Raw genomic sequence first — 19,314 nt, 5'->3', positions numbered from 1 at the left:
AAGAGTTTTAATATATTATATGGTAAAAGATTTATTAACCCCCGATTATATCTTCGAGTCCAGCTGGGAAGTATGTAATAAAGTGGGAGGTATATATACCGTCTTGTCGACACGGGCAAATACATTACAGGAAAAATTCCGCGACAGAATTTTTTTCATAGGTCCTGATGTGTGGCAAGGAAAGGAGAACCCTCTATTCATCGAGTCGGATAACCTATGTGCTGCTTGGAAAAAGCATGCGCTTGAGAAAGACGAACTTTGTGTCCGTGTGGGACGATGGAATATCCCCGGTGAACCCATAGTCATTCTTGTTGATTTCCAACCTTTTTTTGAAAAGAGAGACGATATATACACAGAAATGTGGAATCGTTATCAAGTAGATTCGTTGCACGCCTATGGCGATTATGACGAGGCTTCTATGTTTTCCTATGCCGCAGGAAGAGTGGTGGAGAGTTTCTATCGCTACAACCTGACGGAAACGGATAAGGTGGTATATCAGGCACATGAATGGATGACTGGAATGGGAGCACTTTATGTACAGGAAGCTGTGCCGGAGGTTGCTACTATTTTTACGACCCATGCTACTTCTATCGGCCGTTCCATTGCCGGTAATCATAAGCCGTTATATGATTATCTGTTTGCTTACAATGGCGACCAGATGGCGCAGGAACTGAACATGCAATCGAAACACTCGATTGAGAAACAGACTGCACACTATGTAGACTGTTTTACTACGGTGAGTGAAATAACCAATAATGAATGCAAGGAATTACTGGATAAACCGGCAGATGTTATTCTGATGAACGGTTTTGAAGATGATTTTGTGCCGAAAGGAAGCACATTTGCCGGCAAGCGTAAACGTGCACGTGCCTTGATGCTGAATGTAGCCAATAAGTTATTGGGAACAAATCTGGGTGATGATACGTTAATTGTCGGAACCAGTGGACGATACGAGTTCAAGAATAAAGGTATTGATGTTTTTCTGGAATCATTAAACCGTTTGAACAGGGATAAGAATTTGCATAAGAATGTTTTGGCATTCATTAATGTACCCGGTTGGGTGGGAGAGCCTCGCGAGGATTTGCAGGCACGTTTGAAGAGCAAAGAAAAGTTTGATACTCCGCTTGAAGTGCCGTTTATCACCCATTGGCTGCATAATATGACTCATGACCAGGTGCTGGATATGTTGAAATATCTGGGAATGGGCAATCGTCCTGAAGATAAGGTGAAGGTGATTTTTGTTCCTTGTTATCTGGATGGACGTGATGGTATCATGAATAAAGAATATTATGATATATTGCTGGGACAGGATTTGAGTGTCTATGCTTCTTATTATGAACCGTGGGGATATACTCCGCTGGAAAGTGTAGCATTCCATGTGCCGACAATCACTACGGATCTGGCTGGGTTCGGACTTTGGGTAAACAGCCTGAAGAACCAGCATGGCATTAATGATGGAGTGGAAGTGTTGCATCGTTCGGACTATAATGATTCGGAAGTGGCGGATGGTATCAAAGATACGATTACGTTATTTGCGGATAAGACAGAGAAAGAAGTGAAGGAAATCCGTAAGCGTGCTGCTGAAGTTGCAGAGCAGGCTTTATGGAAGCACTTTATACAATATTATTATGGAAGCTTATGATATCGCTTTGCGTAAGGCAAGGATACGTCAGTTGAGTTAAGAAAGAAATTATTTATCAATAAGTAAACGAAAACATTATGAAAATCAAAGTTAGTAATGTGAATACTCCCAACTGGAAAGAGGTTACTGTGAAATCACGTATACCGGAAGAGTTGGAGAAGTTGTCTGAAATCGCACGCAACATTTGGTGGGCATGGAATTTTGAAGCGACTGAACTGTTTAGAGATCTAGATCCGGAACTTTGGAAAGAATGTGGACAGAATCCAGTACTGTTGTTGGAACGTATGAGCTATGAGAAGCTGGAAGCGCTGGCAAAAGACAAGGTGATTCTAAGAAGAATGAATGAAGTTTATACGAAATTCAGAGATTACATGGATGTGAAGCCGGATGAGCAACGCCCATCTATAGCTTATTTCAGCATGGAATATGGCTTGAGTAGCGTCCTGAAAATATATTCCGGTGGTCTGGGCGTATTGGCTGGTGACTATCTGAAAGAGGCTTCCGACAGCAATGTTGATTTGTGTGCGGTAGGTTTCTTGTATCGTTACGGCTACTTTACTCAAACGTTGTCTATGGATGGACAGCAGATTGCCAACTACGAGGCACAAAACTTCGGTCAACTTCCTATTGAACGCGTAATGGATGCCCACGGTCAGCCGTTGGTGGTAGATGTTCCTTATCTTGATTATTATGTTCATGCAAACGTGTGGCGTGTGAATGTTGGACGTATTTCTTTGTATCTGCTTGACACAGACAATGAAATGAACAGCGAATTCGACCGTCCTATCACTCACCAGCTTTATGGTGGCGACTGGGAAAACCGTTTGAAACAGGAAATCTTGTTGGGTATCGGTGGTATCCTGACTCTGAAAGCTCTGGGTATCAAGAAAGATGTTTATCACTGTAATGAAGGACATGCTGCATTGATTAATGTTCAGCGTATCTGCGACTATGTAGCTACTGGATTGACTTTCGATCAGGCTATTGAGTTGGTTCGCGCTTCTTCTCTTTATACTGTTCATACTCCGGTGCCCGCAGGTCACGATTATTTTGACGAAGGTTTGTTTGGCAAATATATGGGTGGTTATCCTTCCAAAATGGGTATCTCATGGGATGACTTGATGGACCTTGGACGTAACAATCCGGGCGACAAGGGCGAACGTTTCTGTATGTCTGTTTTTGCTTGCAACACTTCACAGGAAGTGAACGGTGTAAGCTGGTTGCACGGAAAAGTTTCTCAAGAAATGTTCTCTTCTATCTGGAAAGGTTATTTTCCGGAAGAAAGCCACGTAGGATATGTAACGAATGGTGTTCACTTCCCAACTTGGAGTGCAACAGAATGGAAAGAATTATACTTTAAATATTTCAACGAAAACTTCTGGTTCGATCAGTCTAATCCTAAGATTTGGGAAGCTATCTACAATGTGCCCGATGAAGAGATTTGGAAGACTCGTATGACTATGAAGAATAAGTTGGTTGACTATATCCGTAAGTCATTCCGCGATACATGGTTGAAGAACCAGGGAGATCCTTCTCGTATCGTTTCACTGATGGATAAGATCAATCCGAATGCATTGCTGATTGGTTTCGGTCGTCGTTTTGCTACTTACAAACGTGCACACTTGTTGTTCACCGACTTGGATCGTCTTTCTAAGATCGTGAACAATCCTGATTATCCGGTACAATTCCTGTTTACAGGGAAAGCTCACCCGCACGATGGAGCAGGTCAGGGCTTGATTAAGCGTATCATTGAAATCTCTCGCCGTCCGGAATTTCTGGGTAAGATTATCTTCCTCGAGAATTACGATATGCAACTGGCTCGTCGTCTGGTTTCCGGCGTTGATATCTGGTTGAATACTCCGACTCGTCCGTTGGAAGCATCTGGTACGTCTGGTGAAAAAGCTTTGATGAACGGTGTTGTCAACTTCTCTGTATTAGATGGATGGTGGCTGGAAGGTTATCGTGAAGGTGCAGGTTGGGCGTTGACCGAAAAACGTACTTACCAGAATCAGGAACATCAGGATCAGCTGGATGCTGCTACTATTTACAGTATTCTCGAAACTGAAATCATGCCTTTGTATTATGCACGTAATAAGAAAGGATATTCTGAAGGCTGGATCAAAGTGGTGAAGAATTCTATCGCACAGATTGCTCCTCATTATACCATGAAGCGTCAGCTGGATGATTACTATAGCAAGTTCTATTGCAAACTGGCAAAACGTTTCCAGACTTTGGCTGCTAACGATAATGCGAAAGCAAAAGAAATCGCAGCTTGGAAAGAAGAGGTTGTTGCTAAATGGGATTCTATTGAAATCGTGTCCTGCGATACTGTGGAAGAACTGAAGAATGGTGATATTGAGAGCGGAAAAGAATATACTATTACTTACGTTATCGATGAGAAAGGTTTGAATGATGCAGTGGGTCTTGAATTGGTTACTACCTATACAACGGCAGACGGAAAACAACATGTTTACTCTGTAGAACCGTTCAGTGTAATCAAGAAAGAAGGTGACTTGTATACATTCCAAGTTAAACACAGCTTGTCAAATGCAGGTAGTTTCAAGGTGTCTTACCGTATGTTCCCGAAAAATCCGGAACTTCCACACCGTCAGGACTTCTGCTACGTACGTTGGTTTATCTAATAGCTTAAATGGTGGAGGTAGGGAAGTGCTACTTCCTTACCTCTCTGTAGTATAATAAAGATAGCCCCTGCAATCGATCGAATTGCAGGGGCTATTTCATGATGTGCAGGATAAAATTAAGGAAGTTGTACTAGAAGCAGTTGGACTTATATCACAATCAACTACGTTAGGAAATAGGATACGATTTTAAGAACTGTGCCACCTTATTGTCACAACTATAACTACTCTGTCAAGTGCAGAACCTTCTCTTTAACCTTTGGGGCTTACTTTACAGCTTCTGCAATTTTAGCTTGAAGTTCTTCTCCGTGCAGACCGCGGGCAATAATCTTGCCGCTACCATCGATCAATACAGTGTGAGGAATGCTGTTTACAGCGTAAAGCTGTGCACCTTCACTTTGCCAGAATTTCAGGTCGGACATTTGCGGCCAAGTCATGTCTAGCTTCTTGATTGCTTCTTTCCATGCAGCACCATCCTGATCGAGAGATACACCTACGATTTCGAAGTTTTTGCCTTTGTACTTAGCGTATGTTTCTACCAGGTTAGGCATTTCGCGACGGCAAGGACCGCACCAGCTAGCCCAGAAGTCAACCAATACCACTTTTCCCTTACCTACATAATCAGACAACTTCACAGTCTTTCCTTCCGGAGTCTGCATTTCGAAATCAACAAATTGAGTGCCTACAGCAGTCTTTTTCTGTTTGTCAGTCATCTCTTTGATTCTTACGATTGTTTCGTCATTCTGGAAATTTGCAGGAATTTGTTGCAACAAAGCTTCGTTTTCGTCCGTAGAGTTATTGTAGAAAGTTTGTTTAAACAAGAATACTCCAACCGGGTTGGTGATATTCTTCTGTACGCCTTCTTTGATTGCTTTGTCATATTGTTCTTCCAGCTGGGCACCTTCTTTTTGTTTGGCCTCTTTCTGCTCATCACTTAAAGATGTGTCGCCCATTGCTTCATAAATGGCATTCATTTTTTTGCTGATGTCATTGATTTGAGCTCTGATTTCCTGGTATGCATCGTTGTTGGGAGTACCGGTAACAGCATCATTGTCCTTGGTCAGGGCAACATTGATTTTTCCGTTTTCCAGGAAGAAGTCGATCATCAATGGCTCTCCGTTCACTTCACAAGTGACATAACGGCTAACCACAGAATCTTGTGTGCCTTCAAAGGTAAAAGTGCCTTTGGTGATAACAGCTGTATCTAGTTTGGTCAGATTTCTACCATTGGCTTCTTGAAGATAGACGGTGTCACCATCGCTTGCACCTTCTACTGTGCCTGTGATAGTATATCCGGCTTTGTTTCCGCCAGTACAAGCTATCATGCTTAACGCTGCCGTTGCGATAATTAAATAAGTAAACTTTTTCATGCTTTTGTAAAATTGGTGAATAAATATTTATGCAAAGATAGATTTTTTTTCTGTCGGGCATCGAAAAACACTGTTATATTAGATTAACACGTAGGTAGAAACCGCAGAAATGTGTACCTTTGCAGCCCAAACTTTAGTATGAATATGCAAGAAGATAAATCCATCATTGAGGTGAGCCATGTATCGAAGTACTTTGGCGATAAAACAGCATTGGATGATGTGACTCTGAACGTGAAAAAGGGCGAGTTTGTGACTATACTTGGTCCTTCCGGTTGCGGTAAAACCACGTTGTTGCGTCTCATTGCTGGTTTTCAGACAGCTTCGGAAGGCGAAATCCGAATTTCGGGGATGGAAATAACACAAACCCCTCCCCATAAGCGTCCGGTGAATACGGTATTCCAGAAATATGCCCTATTCCCGCATTTGAATGTGTATGATAACATCGCTTTCGGCCTGAAACTGAAGAAAACACCGAAACAGACCATTGAGAAGAAAGTGAAAGCTGCTTTGAAAATGGTAGGTATGACGGATTATGAATACCGTGATGTGGATTCTCTTTCCGGTGGTCAGCAACAACGTGTAGCCATTGCCCGCGCCATTGTGAATGAGCCGGAAGTATTGCTGTTGGATGAACCGCTGGCAGCACTCGACCTGAAAATGCGTAAGGATATGCAAATGGAGCTCAAAGAAATGCATAAATCTTTGGGAATTACGTTTGTTTATGTCACTCACGACCAGGAAGAGGCACTTACGCTAAGTGATACGATTGTCGTGATGAGTGAGGGAAAAATTCAGCAGATCGGTACGCCGATTGATATTTATAATGAACCTATCAATGCTTTTGTAGCAGACTTTATCGGAGAAAGTAATATCCTCAACGGTACCATGATCCATGATAAACTCGTACGTTTCTGCGGTACGGAGTTTGAATGTGTGGATGAAGGATTTGGCGAGAATGTTCCCGTAGACGTAGTCATCCGTCCGGAGGATCTTTATATTTTCCCTGTTTCGGAAATGGCACAGTTGGTAGGAGTGGTGGAGACTTCTATTTTTAAAGGGGTGCATTATGAAATGACGGTGATGTGCGGTGGATATGAATTTCTGGTGCAGGATTACCACCATTTTGAAGTAGGGGCGGAAGTCGGTCTGTTAGTAAAGCCTTTCGATATCCATATCATGAAGAAAGAGCGTGTTTGCAATACGTTCGAAGGAAAATTGCTGGATGCTACTCATGTGGAATTCCTGGGTTGTAACTTTGAATGTGTTCCGGTGGAAGGAATCGCTTTCGATACGAATGTCAAAGTGGAAGTAGACTTTGAAAAAGTGATTCTTCAGGATAATGAAGAAGACGGAACGCTGACGGGTGAGGTGAAATTCATCCTTTATAAGGGCGACCATTATCATCTGACTGTATTGTCAGACTGGGACGAGAATGTATTTGTAGATACGAACGATGTATGGGATGACGGTGACCGTGTAGGTATTACCATCCCTCCAGATGCTATTCGTATAGTTAAAATAACCGATTAACAGGAAAGGAAGTGAATAAGAGGTTTATAGTCTTTTTGTCATCACGTAAGAGTTGGACTCTCCCTTACATTATTTTTTCGGCGATCTTTGTGATCATACCGTTGTTCTTAATTGTCGTATATGCCTTTACTGATGATAGCGGTCATTTGACACTCGCCAATTTCCAGAAGTTCTTCGAACATCCCGAAGCAATCAATACCTTTGTCTATTCGATTGGTATTGCCATTATTACCACCCTTGTTTGTATTTTGTTGGGTTATCCTGCTGCCTGGATCTTGAGCAACAGCAAGTTGAATCGTTCTAAGACGATGGTTGTACTGTTTATTCTGCCGATGTGGGTGAATATTCTGGTGCGTACCCTTGCCACTGTTGCCTTATTCGACTTTTTCAGTGTGCCGTTGGGCGAGGGAGCCTTGATATTCGGTATGGTGTACAACTTTATTCCCTTTATGATTTATCCTATCTACAACACTTTGCAGAAGATGGATCATAGTTATATCGAGGCTGCGCAAGACTTGGGAGCCAATCCTGTGCAAGTCTTTCTGAAAGCAGTCCTTCCGCTTTCCATGCCGGGGGTGATGAGTGGTATCATGATGGTGTTCATGCCGACCATATCAACATTTGCCATTGCCGAGTTGCTGACGATGAATAACATCAAACTCTTTGGTACGACGATTCAGGAAAATATCAATAACAGTATGTGGAACTATGGAGCGGCACTTTCGCTCATTATGTTGCTATTGATAGCTGCTACTTCCCTGTTCAGCACCGATGATAAGGAAAACTCAAATGAAGGAGGCGGGCTATGGTAAAGAAGATATTTGCACAGACTTATTTGTGGATATTGCTGCTCTTGCTTTATTCTCCGATCGTGATTATTGTGATCTACTCATTTACAGAGGCGAAAGTGTTGGGTAACTGGACGGGATTTTCTACCAAACTTTATTCTTCGTTATTCACTACCGGTGCTCATCATTCTTTGATGAATGCATTGATTAATACAATCACTATCGCTCTATTGGCTGCAACGGCATCTACATTGTTAGGAAGCATCGCTGCTATCGGTATATTCAATCTGAAAGCCCGTTCCCGCAAAGCGGTCGGATTTGTGAATAGTATTCCTATTTTGAATGGTGATATTATCACTGGTATATCACTCTTTCTCTTGTTTGTATCATTGGGAATCACACAAGGCTACACAACCGTAGTGCTTGCTCATATTACTTTTTGTACCCCATACGTTGTTTTGAGTGTGTTGCCTCGTTTGAAGCAGATGAATCCGAATATTTATGGAAGCTGCCCTTGACTTGGGAGCTACTCCTATGCAGGCCTTGTGGAAAGTCATTATTCCGGAGATTCGTCCGGGAATGATTAGCGGTTTTATGCTTGCACTGACACTATCCATTGATGATTTTGCCGTAACTGTCTTTACTATCGGTAATCAAGGTTTGGAAACGCTCTCTACCTATATCTACGCCGATGCCCGCAAGGGAGGTTTGACCCCGGAACTTCGTCCGCTTTCGGCTATCATTTTTGTCGTGGTACTGGCGTTATTGGTTGTAATCAATTACCGGGCAGGAAAAACGAAGAAAAAAGATTAATAGACTATCAAATGTGCTACTACGTAAATAATATGAAAAGAATAATTCCTGCTATCCTGCTCTTATTGGCTTTGACCGGGTGTTATAATTCCGGTGAACCTCGTGAGCGGGTTCTTAAAATCTACAACTGGGCGGATTACATCGGTGAAGGTGTACTCGAGGATTTCCAGGCATATTATAAAGAACAGACCGGTGAGAATATCCGTATCGTTTACCAGACATTCGATATCAACGAAATCATGTTGACGAAGATTGAAAAGGGGCATGAAGATTTTGATGTGGTTTGTCCTTCGGAATACATCATCGAGCGTATGCTGAAGAAGCATTTGTTGCTACCCATCGATACGAATTTTGCCCATTCTCCCAATTACATGAATAATGTGGCTCCATTTATTCGTAAGCAGATTAATAAATTGAGTCAGCCGGGTGAGAAGGCAAGCCGCTATGCTGTATGTTATATGTGGGGAACGGCTGGTATTTTGTATAACCGGGCTTATGTGCCCGATTCGGTAGCTTTATCCTGGGATTGCCTTTGGAATAAAAAGTATGCCGGAAAGATCCTGATGAAGGATAGTTATCGTGATGCTTACGGAACAGCTGTGATCTATGCACATGCAAAGGAACTGAAGGAGGGAACAGTGACAGTGGAAGAGTTGATGAATGACTACTCTCCACGTGCGATGGAGTTGGCTGAAAAATATTTGAAAGCTTTGAAACCGAATATTGCCGGTTGGGAAGCGGATTTCGGCAAGGAGATGATGACGAAAAATAAAGCCTGGCTGAATATGACTTGGAGCGGTGATGCGATTTGGGCGATTGAAGAGGCTGATGCGGTAGGAGTGGATCTGGATTATGAAGTTCCGGAGGAAGGAAGTAATATCTGGTATGACGGTTGGGTGATCCCGAAGTATGCCAAGAATCCGGAAGCAGCCAGTTATTTTATCAACTTTATGTGCCGTTCGGATATTGCCTTGAGGAATATGGATTTTTGCGGATATGTAAGTTCCATAGCCACTCCTGAAATACTGGAAGAAAAGGTAGACACTACGCTTCAATATTATTCCGATTTAAGTTACTTTTTCGGACCGGGTGCAGATAGCATACAAATTGACAAAATACAATATCCGGATCGCAAAGTGGTGGAACGATGTGCCATGATTCGCGATTTTGGCGATAAGACAAAAGAAGTTCTTGATATTTGGTCGCGTATTAAAGGAGATAATTTGGGAGTGGGTATCACTATTCTTATTTTTGTTGTCGTTGCGTTGATGAGTGGTTGGATGATTTATAAAAGATGGCAGCGTTATAGCCGTCAGAAACAACAGAGACGCAGAAGCAGAAGGAAAAAGGTCAGGAGGAATTAGTTTTTCTCCGGATTACAAACATAAATAAATGACGCAAAAATAAAAGCGGTATCTACAGAAAGGAATAAGAAGCACGGTGAACGGAATGCTGATGGCAGGATGTTTACCGTGCTTTGTTTTTATCGTCTTTTCATTTTCCGGAGAATGTCCTTGGTATCCTTATCTACCCGGAATGACTCGATTGTTTTTTGCAGTGCCTTGTTGTAAGTCCAGTTATCCAATGCGCTATGTTTCAGATACTCCATTGTCTTTTGGGAAAATTTGATAAAACACAGTGATATCATCCATGCCATAGCCATGCGTGCATAATAGGCATCGTGATTGAATGAGTCGGCATATTTCAGTAACGAATCAATATGTGCGTCATCTACATAATGGAAAAGCATCACAATTCCGAAACGTATTTCAAATTCTTTAGAGGATTTCAGATAGGGTTGGATAAATTGCCATACGTTTTCTTTTCCTTTTTTCACGGCAGTTTTCAGTTCACTGCAGAATATGTCGCATACAGCCCAATTATCTATGCGGGGAATGAACATCGTTACGTATTTCATTTGTTCTTCAAGTTCCATTTTTGCTAGTCCGATAATCATTCCCTGAAGCATTGTTTCTTCATAATAGTTAGTCTCGGTTGATTCGACAAATGTGCGCCAGTCTTCTTTCTTTCTTTATAATTTCTTTGGCCATTGTTCGCAGTTGGGGGATGCGTACGCCGAGAATGTTGTTAGCTCCCGGGAGGAGGGAAGAGTGAAATTCCTGATATTGGGAATCTACTAACGCCTGTAATTCTTTCCGGATGTTTTCAGTTATAGTCATTTTTCATATCGTTGGTTATTTCACAAAGGTATAAAAAAGAGTATGCGTACTGTGGCAGGCATACTCTTTTTTGAGACAATTCCCATCATAATGAAAATACTTTGGGAAAGCTTGTCCGATCGGTTACTTCTTGACCATGTCGAAACTGAATGTGGTAATCGGGAAGTCTTTCAACGGCACTCCTTCTACTTCCACCTGGGTTGCTTTGATCACAAAGGTAAGTTTTTTATCTTTATATGTATATTGACCCTGTTCTTCTGCTTCTATGGTTACTTTTACAGTAATTTGAGGATCTTCTTCTCCATCCGCTTTTACTTGAGTCGGGGGCGTATATTTTATTTCCAAAGGTTCAGGTTTCAATTGAAGTAGAATGGAGCCTTTGCCATCATCATTAAAGGCGGCAGTATAAGGAATGTTGTAATTGATATCGTCCAGATTCTCAATGATAACTTCGGCAGCTTCTTCACCGACGATACTTCTGATCAAATCGTCAACCGGAAGTTTTTTAATCATAATTTGATTGTCTTTTACTTCAGCGGTAACTGTGGCTCCTTGCGGTTGTTCTTCTTTGGAGGAGTAGTTTTGTGGATTGACGGATGGAGCGGTTTCTGTCAACATCTTACCGGAATAGTTTCCATCCACATCTTTAAGTGAATATACGGGAATATCTGAATCGTCATCATTGCTGCATGCAGTGAAAGTGCTTATCAGGCCTGGCAATACTACAAGGAGAACAAAGCGATTAAAACAACGAGTTTTTTTATATTCAGTTAAAATTTTCATACTGTTTAAAATTAGATTATTAATTTTCAAAATTAAGGTGTACGTACATAGAGTAAATGCCGGTATTTGTGAAATACTGCGTATGGAAATAAAAACAAAATGTTTTTTTGCAGGAATGCTGTTGCAGAGGTCCCGTTCATCAGGACCTTTGCAACAGATAGCAGACTTCGTATACTATTGTTTTTTTATAATAGATTCGCTTGGTGTTATTCCGAAATATTCTTTGTATTTATGTCGGAAGTTTTTTAGATTCTTTAATCCTATCATTTCCGGAACCACATTTACAGAGTATTTTCCGCTTTCTAATAGTTCACGGGCTTTTTCCATTCGAATTCGGAATATAAAAAATTTAGGTGCTTCTCCTGTCAGCGATTTCCATTTATTGAAGAAAGTAGTTCTACTCATATATAGTTCGGACGCGACTTCATCAATAGTCAGGTTTTCCTGATCTATATTTTTTAGAATATAGTCTTTCACACGATCGATGAATACGTAATTATCTTCATTCAGGTTTTCGTTCTCTTTTATCTTTAAGAATTGTTCCCCGAATATTTTTTGTAGGAATGATTTTCTAAGGAAACGACTATTTTTGATTAGAACGTTTATTTCTATTTTTAAATCTTCTACATGAAAAGGAGTATGTAAAAAGACATCGGCCAGCGAGGCCTCTCTGGTGTTTTGTTGTTTGCCGTCCAGATATGAACCGTAAAGGATAATAGGTATAATAGAGGTCTCTCCGGACGTTTTTAGTCTTGAAGAGAGTTCGTTTCCATACATCCCATGCAACATCATGTCACAAATCACGATGTCCGGGTATTCTTCTCTGATGTATTTCAGGGCCTCCAGACCGTTGTCGAAGCTTTTTACAATGAAGTGTTCGGATAAGCGTGTTTCCAGATAAGACCTGAAGTCTGCATTACTGTCAGCAAGGAGTACTGTAGGCTTGGCTGACTTTCTTTTATGAGTCTCTTTACAGAACAGAGAGTCAATCTTTTTTTCTTCCTGATTGACTGTGAACTGTATGGGAGTATATTCGGACATATTTTTATGTGTATATTTTAATGGAAATCTTAGTAAAACACTCTGTTGGGAGTGATTGATGAGAATCTTGCCGTTGCACAGTCTTAACAGTTTCTTATAAAATATACTTTTATCGAAACTATATTCAAGTTCTTCTCCCCGTTTGAGTAATTGAAGCTTTTTGTATGTGTAACATTGGGTCAATCTCCTGCTTTTGTAACCGGTTATTCTAATTTGCCAGTGTTGAGGGTTTATAGAAATAGCCAAGATAATTGTTTGCTTTTGTCCGGCGTGGTCTATGGCGTTTCTTATGAATTTATCAATGATTGGAGATACCTTACTTTGGTCGAACCAAGTACTGGCATACTTGAATTCTGTCTTTATTTCCAGTTTTATTTGATTGTTGATGGCATGTTCTCTTAAAGAGTCGACTTTGTTCCTGATAAACTTTCCGAGTTCATATTCTGCAATATCCACACTTCCGGAATGGGTGAATAACTGTTTCAAATTCATCAGTCCGGTTAAATGTTCGTTGAGACAATCGATCTTTCGGATTGCCAGTAATAACTCCGTTTTGGCATTTTCGGGACAATGATCATTGTATATTGTTTTTAATGGAGTATGAATCGATGTGATCGGGGTACGAATATTCCCGAAGGAGTCCATTAAATATTGAATCCCTTCTTTTAATAAATTCTTTTCTTTTTGTATAAATATGAAAGACCAAATCCAATAAATTGAAATTCCGCCTGCAATAAGCAGTGGGACAAGGTATAATTGATAAATAAGAAGTATAGTTATGACAACGGGAACGAGAGGTGATGTTGTTATTGAGTATTTCATTTTAATTTGTTTTAATGGTGCCACTTAGATGGGATACACCTATTTCCTACGTTTGAGATAAAAGAGTAAATTCACTGTAACTATAATTTCACAGTTATGTATTCATAAACTCAAAATATAAATATTTATGGATTTATATTTTGAGAGGTGATAGTTGAAAGTAAAATTTATATGAGGAGCTTGAATCCTAACAATTTGAATCATTCTTTGAGAAATGGTGGATTTCCTCCTGGCAACAATGATAAATAGATCTATTTTTGTTTATTGAATGTTTTTATTTACCGTGTGGTAATACTGATGAGGGGGGGAACGTATTGCATATTCGGTACTATCGATACATATCCCGATAAGTACCACTTTGGATTTTCTCATATAAAGATAGAAAGGAAGTACGATTTATTCCTGCGAAGTAAAAATAATGATAAGTTGTAACAAGTGGATGATGATATGAATATTGGATGATAGTTTATTGTCGTTTGGTGTGTTTGTTGTGAAAGATGGTGAATTATAATTGTGATTTTTTAACCAACTGTCTGTCGTCGACAGAGTAAGGTTCCGTTTTCGTATTCAACTCATATAAAAAGTTGTATCATTAGATGGGGCAGGACTATAGAAAGGTGCGGCGAAGTTGAGAAAACCATATTTCACTTCTTCGTTGTCGAATCTCAACATATAGGTATGAAAACGTTGGTCGTATGACTTTATCGCTAAGTAGCCGCTTTGATAAATCATCGGAACAGGATTACTGATGTTCGCTCTGTTATCACTCAATGAGGCGGAAGAGACTTCAATGCCATCCAGTTGGCGAAAGTCGAAGTCCTTCTTTTTAAGTATTTCTATCAAGAATGTTGGTGTTCCGCTGGCAAACCAATAATCGCCGAAACGTGACTTGGAAAGGGCACTACATATTCAATATAACAGTACTATATACAAAGGTAACAAACATTTGTATATTACGTAATGAACATTAGTAATAATAAATTCAGGCTTCCTGTTAGCTATTTTATATGGATGTTTTAATCTTGCTGTTGGGTAACTGTAGGGATGCATAACTGAATCAGGCTTATTGCATAAGTCTGTCCATATAAATGCACAAGTGTAATTTCATTGTTGTTTTATTATCTGATAAGTCATGTCGTAAAAAGTGCAGTTCTCTTCTGATAAAATGTGGCAGCATTTAAAGTTTAAGAAATTTCGGTTGCTACTACTCTTATTTTTGCTCGAAACTTTCCCTCCAGTTAATTCTATGAGCATTGGAAGAGTTAGTAGCTTCCGAAGGATAATTGTTTGAATAGGGGAAGACCGGACACTGTTCTGTAATAGAACAGTGTCCGGAATCTTCCTACTTGGTTATTCTTTATTTTTCTGAGTCACCTCGATACCTGCAGGCCACAATACTGCTTTATTATGGGCTTTTGCATCATTCCCGTGGCCGGAGAAATCTTTGGCTATATCGCCTTCGCCTTCGTTGAACTTCCAGTAGGCGCATAGACCCGGGGCATTTTCTGGGTCTTCTATATTATACATGTTTTTGTAGATTTCCTCTTGCGTGCGGGCTGTGTTCCATATGCGTACTTCGCAGATTTCGCCATCAAGTTGTCGACTCATGTCGTCAGGCTCACCATAAGAGTGGCCTATTTTGAACATGAATTGTTTACCACGCTCTTGCATACCGAGGTTGATGGGTAAGCCGTTTCCGTAGTCTTCGGCGCGGCTTTGTTCACGTCCATCAAGGTAGATGGAGGCGGTACGCGCTTCAGTGTCATAAACTACGGCTACGTGGTACCATTCATTGGGAAGTAGTAGTTTACTGTTGTCAGCGTTGGGTATTTTGTTTTCGTTGGCGGCGAATTGTAGTTGTTGTAAGGGGAATCCTGTATCGCCAAGGCGCAACAGACAATATTGCTCAATGCCCATGATGGTACAGATGTTTTTCGTTTTGGCGCCGTATTTGAAGTCATTCACACGAATGATGGCTTCGTAGGTGAGTTGCTTCAGATCGTTGACGATGTCGGCAGTGGGGCTGTTTTTGTCGAAGCCGGGCACTTCGAAGTAATTATCTTTCAAATTGACAGCGGTGGTGATGGCACTGGAACGTCGGATGATATAGCAGATGGTTTTCGAACCGTCGAGAATGCCGATTCCTCCTGTTGCCTGACTGATGGTGACGGGGAGTAGATAGCCGGCGTCGATAGTGAGTTCGGTGAGGGCGTCGAAGTCAATGGTGACAGGCGCTGAGATGGTTTTACCTTGCGGAATAACGGCTTGCTCGGTGGAGAGAGTGTAGTATTTGGGGTCGAGCAGGGTGTAGTCTGTTTCCAGGCGGGCGTTGTAGGTGTTTACCAAGGTAGGATCTACTTTAATGCTGACGTTGACGTCGCTTCCCGTCGGCTGTGAGAGCTGAGCGGCGATTGTTTGTTGACCGGTTTCGATGAGGCGGTTGAAGGTGAAGCTCGTCACGTCCTTCTGTTGGGCGACATCGAGGTAGACTACGCTGTCGAATGGGGAGGCGTTGCTATAGTCCTTGTTGTCGCAGGCGGCTAGTGACAGTAGCATAGCTGCGGTGAGGCTTGAGAGAGAGGCTGTGCATAGGATGCTTCGGAAGATTTTTGTTGTTTTCATGGCATTTGAATTTTTTGTTTCTTTACGGGATTGATAGATATATGTTGTTTCGAATTTCTTCGTTGATATTCTGTTTTTGTTAGCGTCCGTCCGTCGGGTGTTGCCGATGGGGGGGGACGTTGCTGATGCTTCTTTTTACGGGGGAGCATTGTTATAAGGATTAGCGTTGTTCATAGCTGCTGGCTCTGGTTTCGAAATGAGAGAAGCCGGGAGTGCTGCTTGTGGAAGCATAGCTTTCGGAACAGTCTACTTTCGTGCGGACACTCCCGGTCTTTTCTTTTTTTAATTTGCTTTGTTTAGCGCAATGCTTACTTTTCAGCAGCCGTTGCAAAAAATTTAGCTATGAAGGCCATGACCCTACTAGTAGTTTTTAGGATATGAAGTACCGGTATAGCTAACTGTTTTTCCACCCCATACTCGTGAAGCAAAATTGTTCATTGTTCCGGAAGCATCATAATTACGTACATTAAACATCATGATTGCACCATAATCGCCATAGTTTTGCGCAGCACTTTGGATTTGTCTTGCACTAGGATAACCGTCGGTGTATTGTATTGACATACTTGCCCATTTGCTGTTTGAAAATCCGGAAGGAGCACCATATCCGTAACCGAAGTTAGGCCACATATAATTCATAGCGTTCAGAGCATTCTGATTGAAATATTGGGCATAGCCGTAATGGAAAGCAGTAATTAACTTACCAGACATTTTCGGATTCGCGCGTAAGGCTGTAATCAACGAACTGAAGTTAGTACCGCTGGGTGACGGGGTACCTGATATTTTTCCGTATTCAGCATATTCGTCATCAAAGTCTACACCATCAAGTCCATTAACTTCAATACAATCAGCCACTTGGTTAGCGAATGAAGTTATTTGCGCACTGGTTAGATTAGCAAATCCCACACCTGTATGATCACCCAGCAAACCGAGCAATACTTTGATACCCTTGTCCTGCAATGGTTTCACCAATGTATTTCTGTTGTTCAGAATGTAAGTCTGATTCGGGTTGTGATATAACTCTACAGTCGAAACTGTGCCGCGAATGTTCGATGCGAACAATATCACGTGATCCACTACATAGTCTTTGTCCGCTTCTGTACCGGTGAAGTAGTATTCACCCATATTTAACGGATTGATATCGTTTGTCTCGATATACGTTGTCAGTTTCGGTGTTTTAACGGATACACCACGGGTCGCTACCGGCTGGGCATCTTGAGATGCTACTACCAAGTCTTCATTGTTGCTGCAACTTGTAACGAACAATACCATAATTAATGTAACTAGAGTAAAAAATAAATTCTTCATGATTTTTTGATTTAAAAGTTAATAACTAATTGTGAATGGGAATTTTTTCACATATAAACACCTCCTTTTTTCTTTTAATTCTTATTATCTGATTATCATTTTTTATCTTGGTTTCTTTTGGTCAGATTATGATTGATCTTTATTTACCAGTCTTTCCTATAAGGATTGTTTTCAGGACCTCCATTTATCCTATTGTCCAAAGCTTTTCCATCATACAATACATCTCCCCATATTACTTCGTCTCTATTAAAATCCCAACTATCACCGTCATCCATGAATGGAAGAAGGCTATATGTGCCTAACATTATACCAACTGCTGTTTCATAGCCACCATACTCATTACCGATGAGATCATTTCCATAAACTATAATATTGCTTTTTTTATATCCTGCGGATTTCCATTTAGCTATTGTCTCTGCTGCCTGGTCTCTATGTTTTATATCAGTGCTAGAATACAGAGGTACATTTACACTACCGTAACATTTTTCATCCAATCCGGCAATGGGTTTTCGCGTGTATTTACTATAAACCTGTGTACCTTCCGGGTTGGGAGTGATGGCTTGCAAGTCTTCCGTTGGCGAAACGTAGCCGTGCCATGCATAATCAATGTGTTTGCCTACTTCGATGCCTCCACATTTGTTGATGTCGTAGAAATATTCCGTAGCGTCTCCTTTATCTACCAATGTGAGCAATTTGCCGGGTAAGGCTTCACGCAATGTCTTGATCAGCATGGGGTATGAAGTGGTGTTCATTGCCGGTGTTCCTGCTTTGCCGTATTTACTGTCATCATCCAATAGGTTTACGCCATCTAGTTGATAACGATTTACCGTAGCTTTCACTTGACTGACGAAATCGGTTATCTGTGTGTTGGTCATGCTGCAAAAGCCTATTCCTTTGCCACCATTTTCAATACAAATGCATACTTTGTGGTCATACTCCTGGAGATGGCGGATGTATTTATCTCTATGTTCCAATACGTAAGACAGGTCGCTACCCAAGCTGAACAAAGCACGTCCACTGGTAGCGTCATAGTCTATTGTTGCTTTTTTGAGGTTTACAATATTCCCCATGTTATATATTGGTGCAGGCATGGTTGAACCTTCCGCTTTGACACTCCATGCGTTGGCGATCAAAGGCTGATACGTTTCTGTATTTACATAAAATACTGAAGTCAGACCGGGCATCATCGGTGGGATTGGTATTGGTTCGTAGCCAGGTGTGCATGTCGTTATCTTTTCCCGGAAGCTTATTCTGTAATAAATCACTTGTTTGGCAGCTTGCACTTCTATACCTGCAAAGTCCCGTTCGAGCGTAATTGCCAACAGGTAGAGCGTTCCAGCTTCCAGTCCTTCGGGAGAAAGGGTGACACTAATATTTTCGGATACTTTCTTTCCAGTGGGTATGGTGAGTGAACCGCCGTCCTCAAAGGTCACATTGGTGACAGGAAATTCTTTCATTTCGGTGCTGTTGTCACTGTTGTATTTCGCTACGAGTTCCGGTGATGGAACAACTTTTACTGTAACGGTCGTTGTAGCGGGCTTGGTTAGTGCGTAAACTATTTCTTCGGTGGCTGCGCCATCGTCTTCATACATGCCCACGGTAATCATGTGGGAAAGAGTCTTTCCACTGTATAGCTGTCCTCCCATGCTATTCATAGGTGTTTCGTCAGGCAGCACACCTCCGATTTGTGTGATATCTCCTGCGGTGCATCCCGTCAATGCTACCAACAACATGGAAAGGGCGAAGTATTTGAATGAGTTATTCATAAGATTGATTTTA

General features: G+C 41.3%; 10 protein-coding genes and 4 pseudogenes. 6 read left to right on the top strand and 8 right to left on the bottom strand.

The window, feature by feature from the left end:
- Window positions 1-19: 19 nt before the first annotated feature.
- Both NXX38_RS21735 and NXX38_RS21730 read left to right on the top strand, forming a co-directional pair.
- Window positions 20-1,682: pseudogene (locus NXX38_RS21735) on the top strand (glycogen/starch synthase).
- 37 nt (window positions 1,683-1,719) lie between these two features.
- Window positions 1,720-4,284 (top strand): glycosyltransferase family 1 protein, encoded by a 2,565-nt coding sequence (locus tag NXX38_RS21730; protein ID WP_217722460.1) that lies wholly within the window; start codon window positions 1,720-1,722, stop codon window positions 4,282-4,284.
- Between the two features lie 263 nt (window positions 4,285-4,547).
- Here the strand turns inward: NXX38_RS21730 and NXX38_RS21725 are convergent, their stop codons facing one another.
- Window positions 4,548-5,651 (bottom strand): TlpA disulfide reductase family protein, encoded by a 1,104-nt coding sequence (locus NXX38_RS21725; protein WP_258981107.1) that lies wholly within the window; start codon window positions 5,649-5,651, stop codon window positions 4,548-4,550.
- A gap of 138 nt (window positions 5,652-5,789) precedes the next feature.
- Between NXX38_RS21725 and potA the strand changes: the two genes are divergently transcribed.
- The 4 genes and pseudogenes from potA to NXX38_RS21705 all read left to right on the top strand — a co-directional run bounded on the left by potA (window position 5,790) and on the right by NXX38_RS21705 (window position 10,146).
- Window positions 5,790-7,181: a polyamine ABC transporter ATP-binding protein gene (potA, locus tag NXX38_RS21720; RefSeq protein ID WP_099147245.1), complete on the top strand. Its 1,392-nt coding sequence runs from the start codon at window positions 5,790-5,792 to the stop codon at window positions 7,179-7,181.
- An 11-nt stretch (window positions 7,182-7,192) separates the two neighbouring features.
- Complete coding sequence (locus tag NXX38_RS21715; RefSeq protein WP_004308090.1) at window positions 7,193-7,993, top strand: ABC transporter permease; 801 nt, start codon at window positions 7,193-7,195, stop codon at window positions 7,991-7,993.
- Window positions 7,987-8,782: pseudogene (locus tag NXX38_RS21710) on the top strand (ABC transporter permease). Before NXX38_RS21715 ends, NXX38_RS21710 begins: the two are co-directional and overlap by 7 nt.
- A gap of 32 nt (window positions 8,783-8,814) precedes the next feature.
- Window positions 8,815-10,146: an ABC transporter substrate-binding protein gene (locus NXX38_RS21705; RefSeq protein ID WP_148367592.1), complete on the top strand. Its 1,332-nt coding sequence runs from the start codon at window positions 8,815-8,817 to the stop codon at window positions 10,144-10,146.
- 119 nt (window positions 10,147-10,265) lie between these two features.
- Here NXX38_RS21705 and NXX38_RS21700 read toward each other — a convergent pair.
- From NXX38_RS21700 to NXX38_RS21665, 7 genes and pseudogenes are all read right to left on the bottom strand, one after another.
- Window positions 10,266-10,962: pseudogene (locus NXX38_RS21700) on the bottom strand (DNA alkylation repair protein).
- Window positions 10,963-11,085: 123 nt separating this feature from the next.
- Window positions 11,086-11,745: a DUF4840 domain-containing protein gene (locus NXX38_RS21690; RefSeq protein WP_258981101.1), complete on the bottom strand. Its 660-nt coding sequence runs from the start codon at window positions 11,743-11,745 to the stop codon at window positions 11,086-11,088.
- A gap of 174 nt (window positions 11,746-11,919) precedes the next feature.
- Window positions 11,920-13,608: a response regulator transcription factor gene (locus NXX38_RS21685; RefSeq protein ID WP_258981099.1), complete on the bottom strand. Its 1,689-nt coding sequence runs from the start codon at window positions 13,606-13,608 to the stop codon at window positions 11,920-11,922.
- Window positions 13,609-14,181: 573 nt separating this feature from the next.
- A pseudogene (locus NXX38_RS21680) lies at window positions 14,182-14,517 on the bottom strand (AAA family ATPase); the annotation flags it as partial.
- Window positions 14,518-14,958: 441 nt separating this feature from the next.
- Window positions 14,959-16,230, bottom strand: coding sequence for a DUF1735 and LamG domain-containing protein (locus NXX38_RS21675; RefSeq protein WP_195650492.1), 1,272 nt, complete (start codon window positions 16,228-16,230; stop codon window positions 14,959-14,961).
- 360 nt (window positions 16,231-16,590) lie between these two features.
- On the bottom strand, window positions 16,591-17,535 hold the full coding sequence (locus tag NXX38_RS21670; RefSeq protein ID WP_195650491.1) for a glycosyl hydrolase family 18 protein: 945 nt from the start codon (window positions 17,533-17,535) through the stop codon (window positions 16,591-16,593).
- 143 nt (window positions 17,536-17,678) lie between these two features.
- Complete coding sequence (locus tag NXX38_RS21665; RefSeq protein ID WP_229128695.1) at window positions 17,679-19,301, bottom strand: BT_3987 domain-containing protein; 1,623 nt, start codon at window positions 19,299-19,301, stop codon at window positions 17,679-17,681.
- Window positions 19,302-19,314 lie beyond the last annotated feature (13 nt).

It is taken from the genome of Bacteroides sp. BFG-637, from assembly GCF_024793605.1.
GTDB classification, from domain to species: Bacteria; Bacteroidota; Bacteroidia; order Bacteroidales; family Bacteroidaceae; genus Bacteroides; species Bacteroides vicugnae.
The sequence above is the reverse complement of the archived record's forward strand: the minus strand, read 5'-3'. Positions and strand labels throughout refer to the sequence as shown.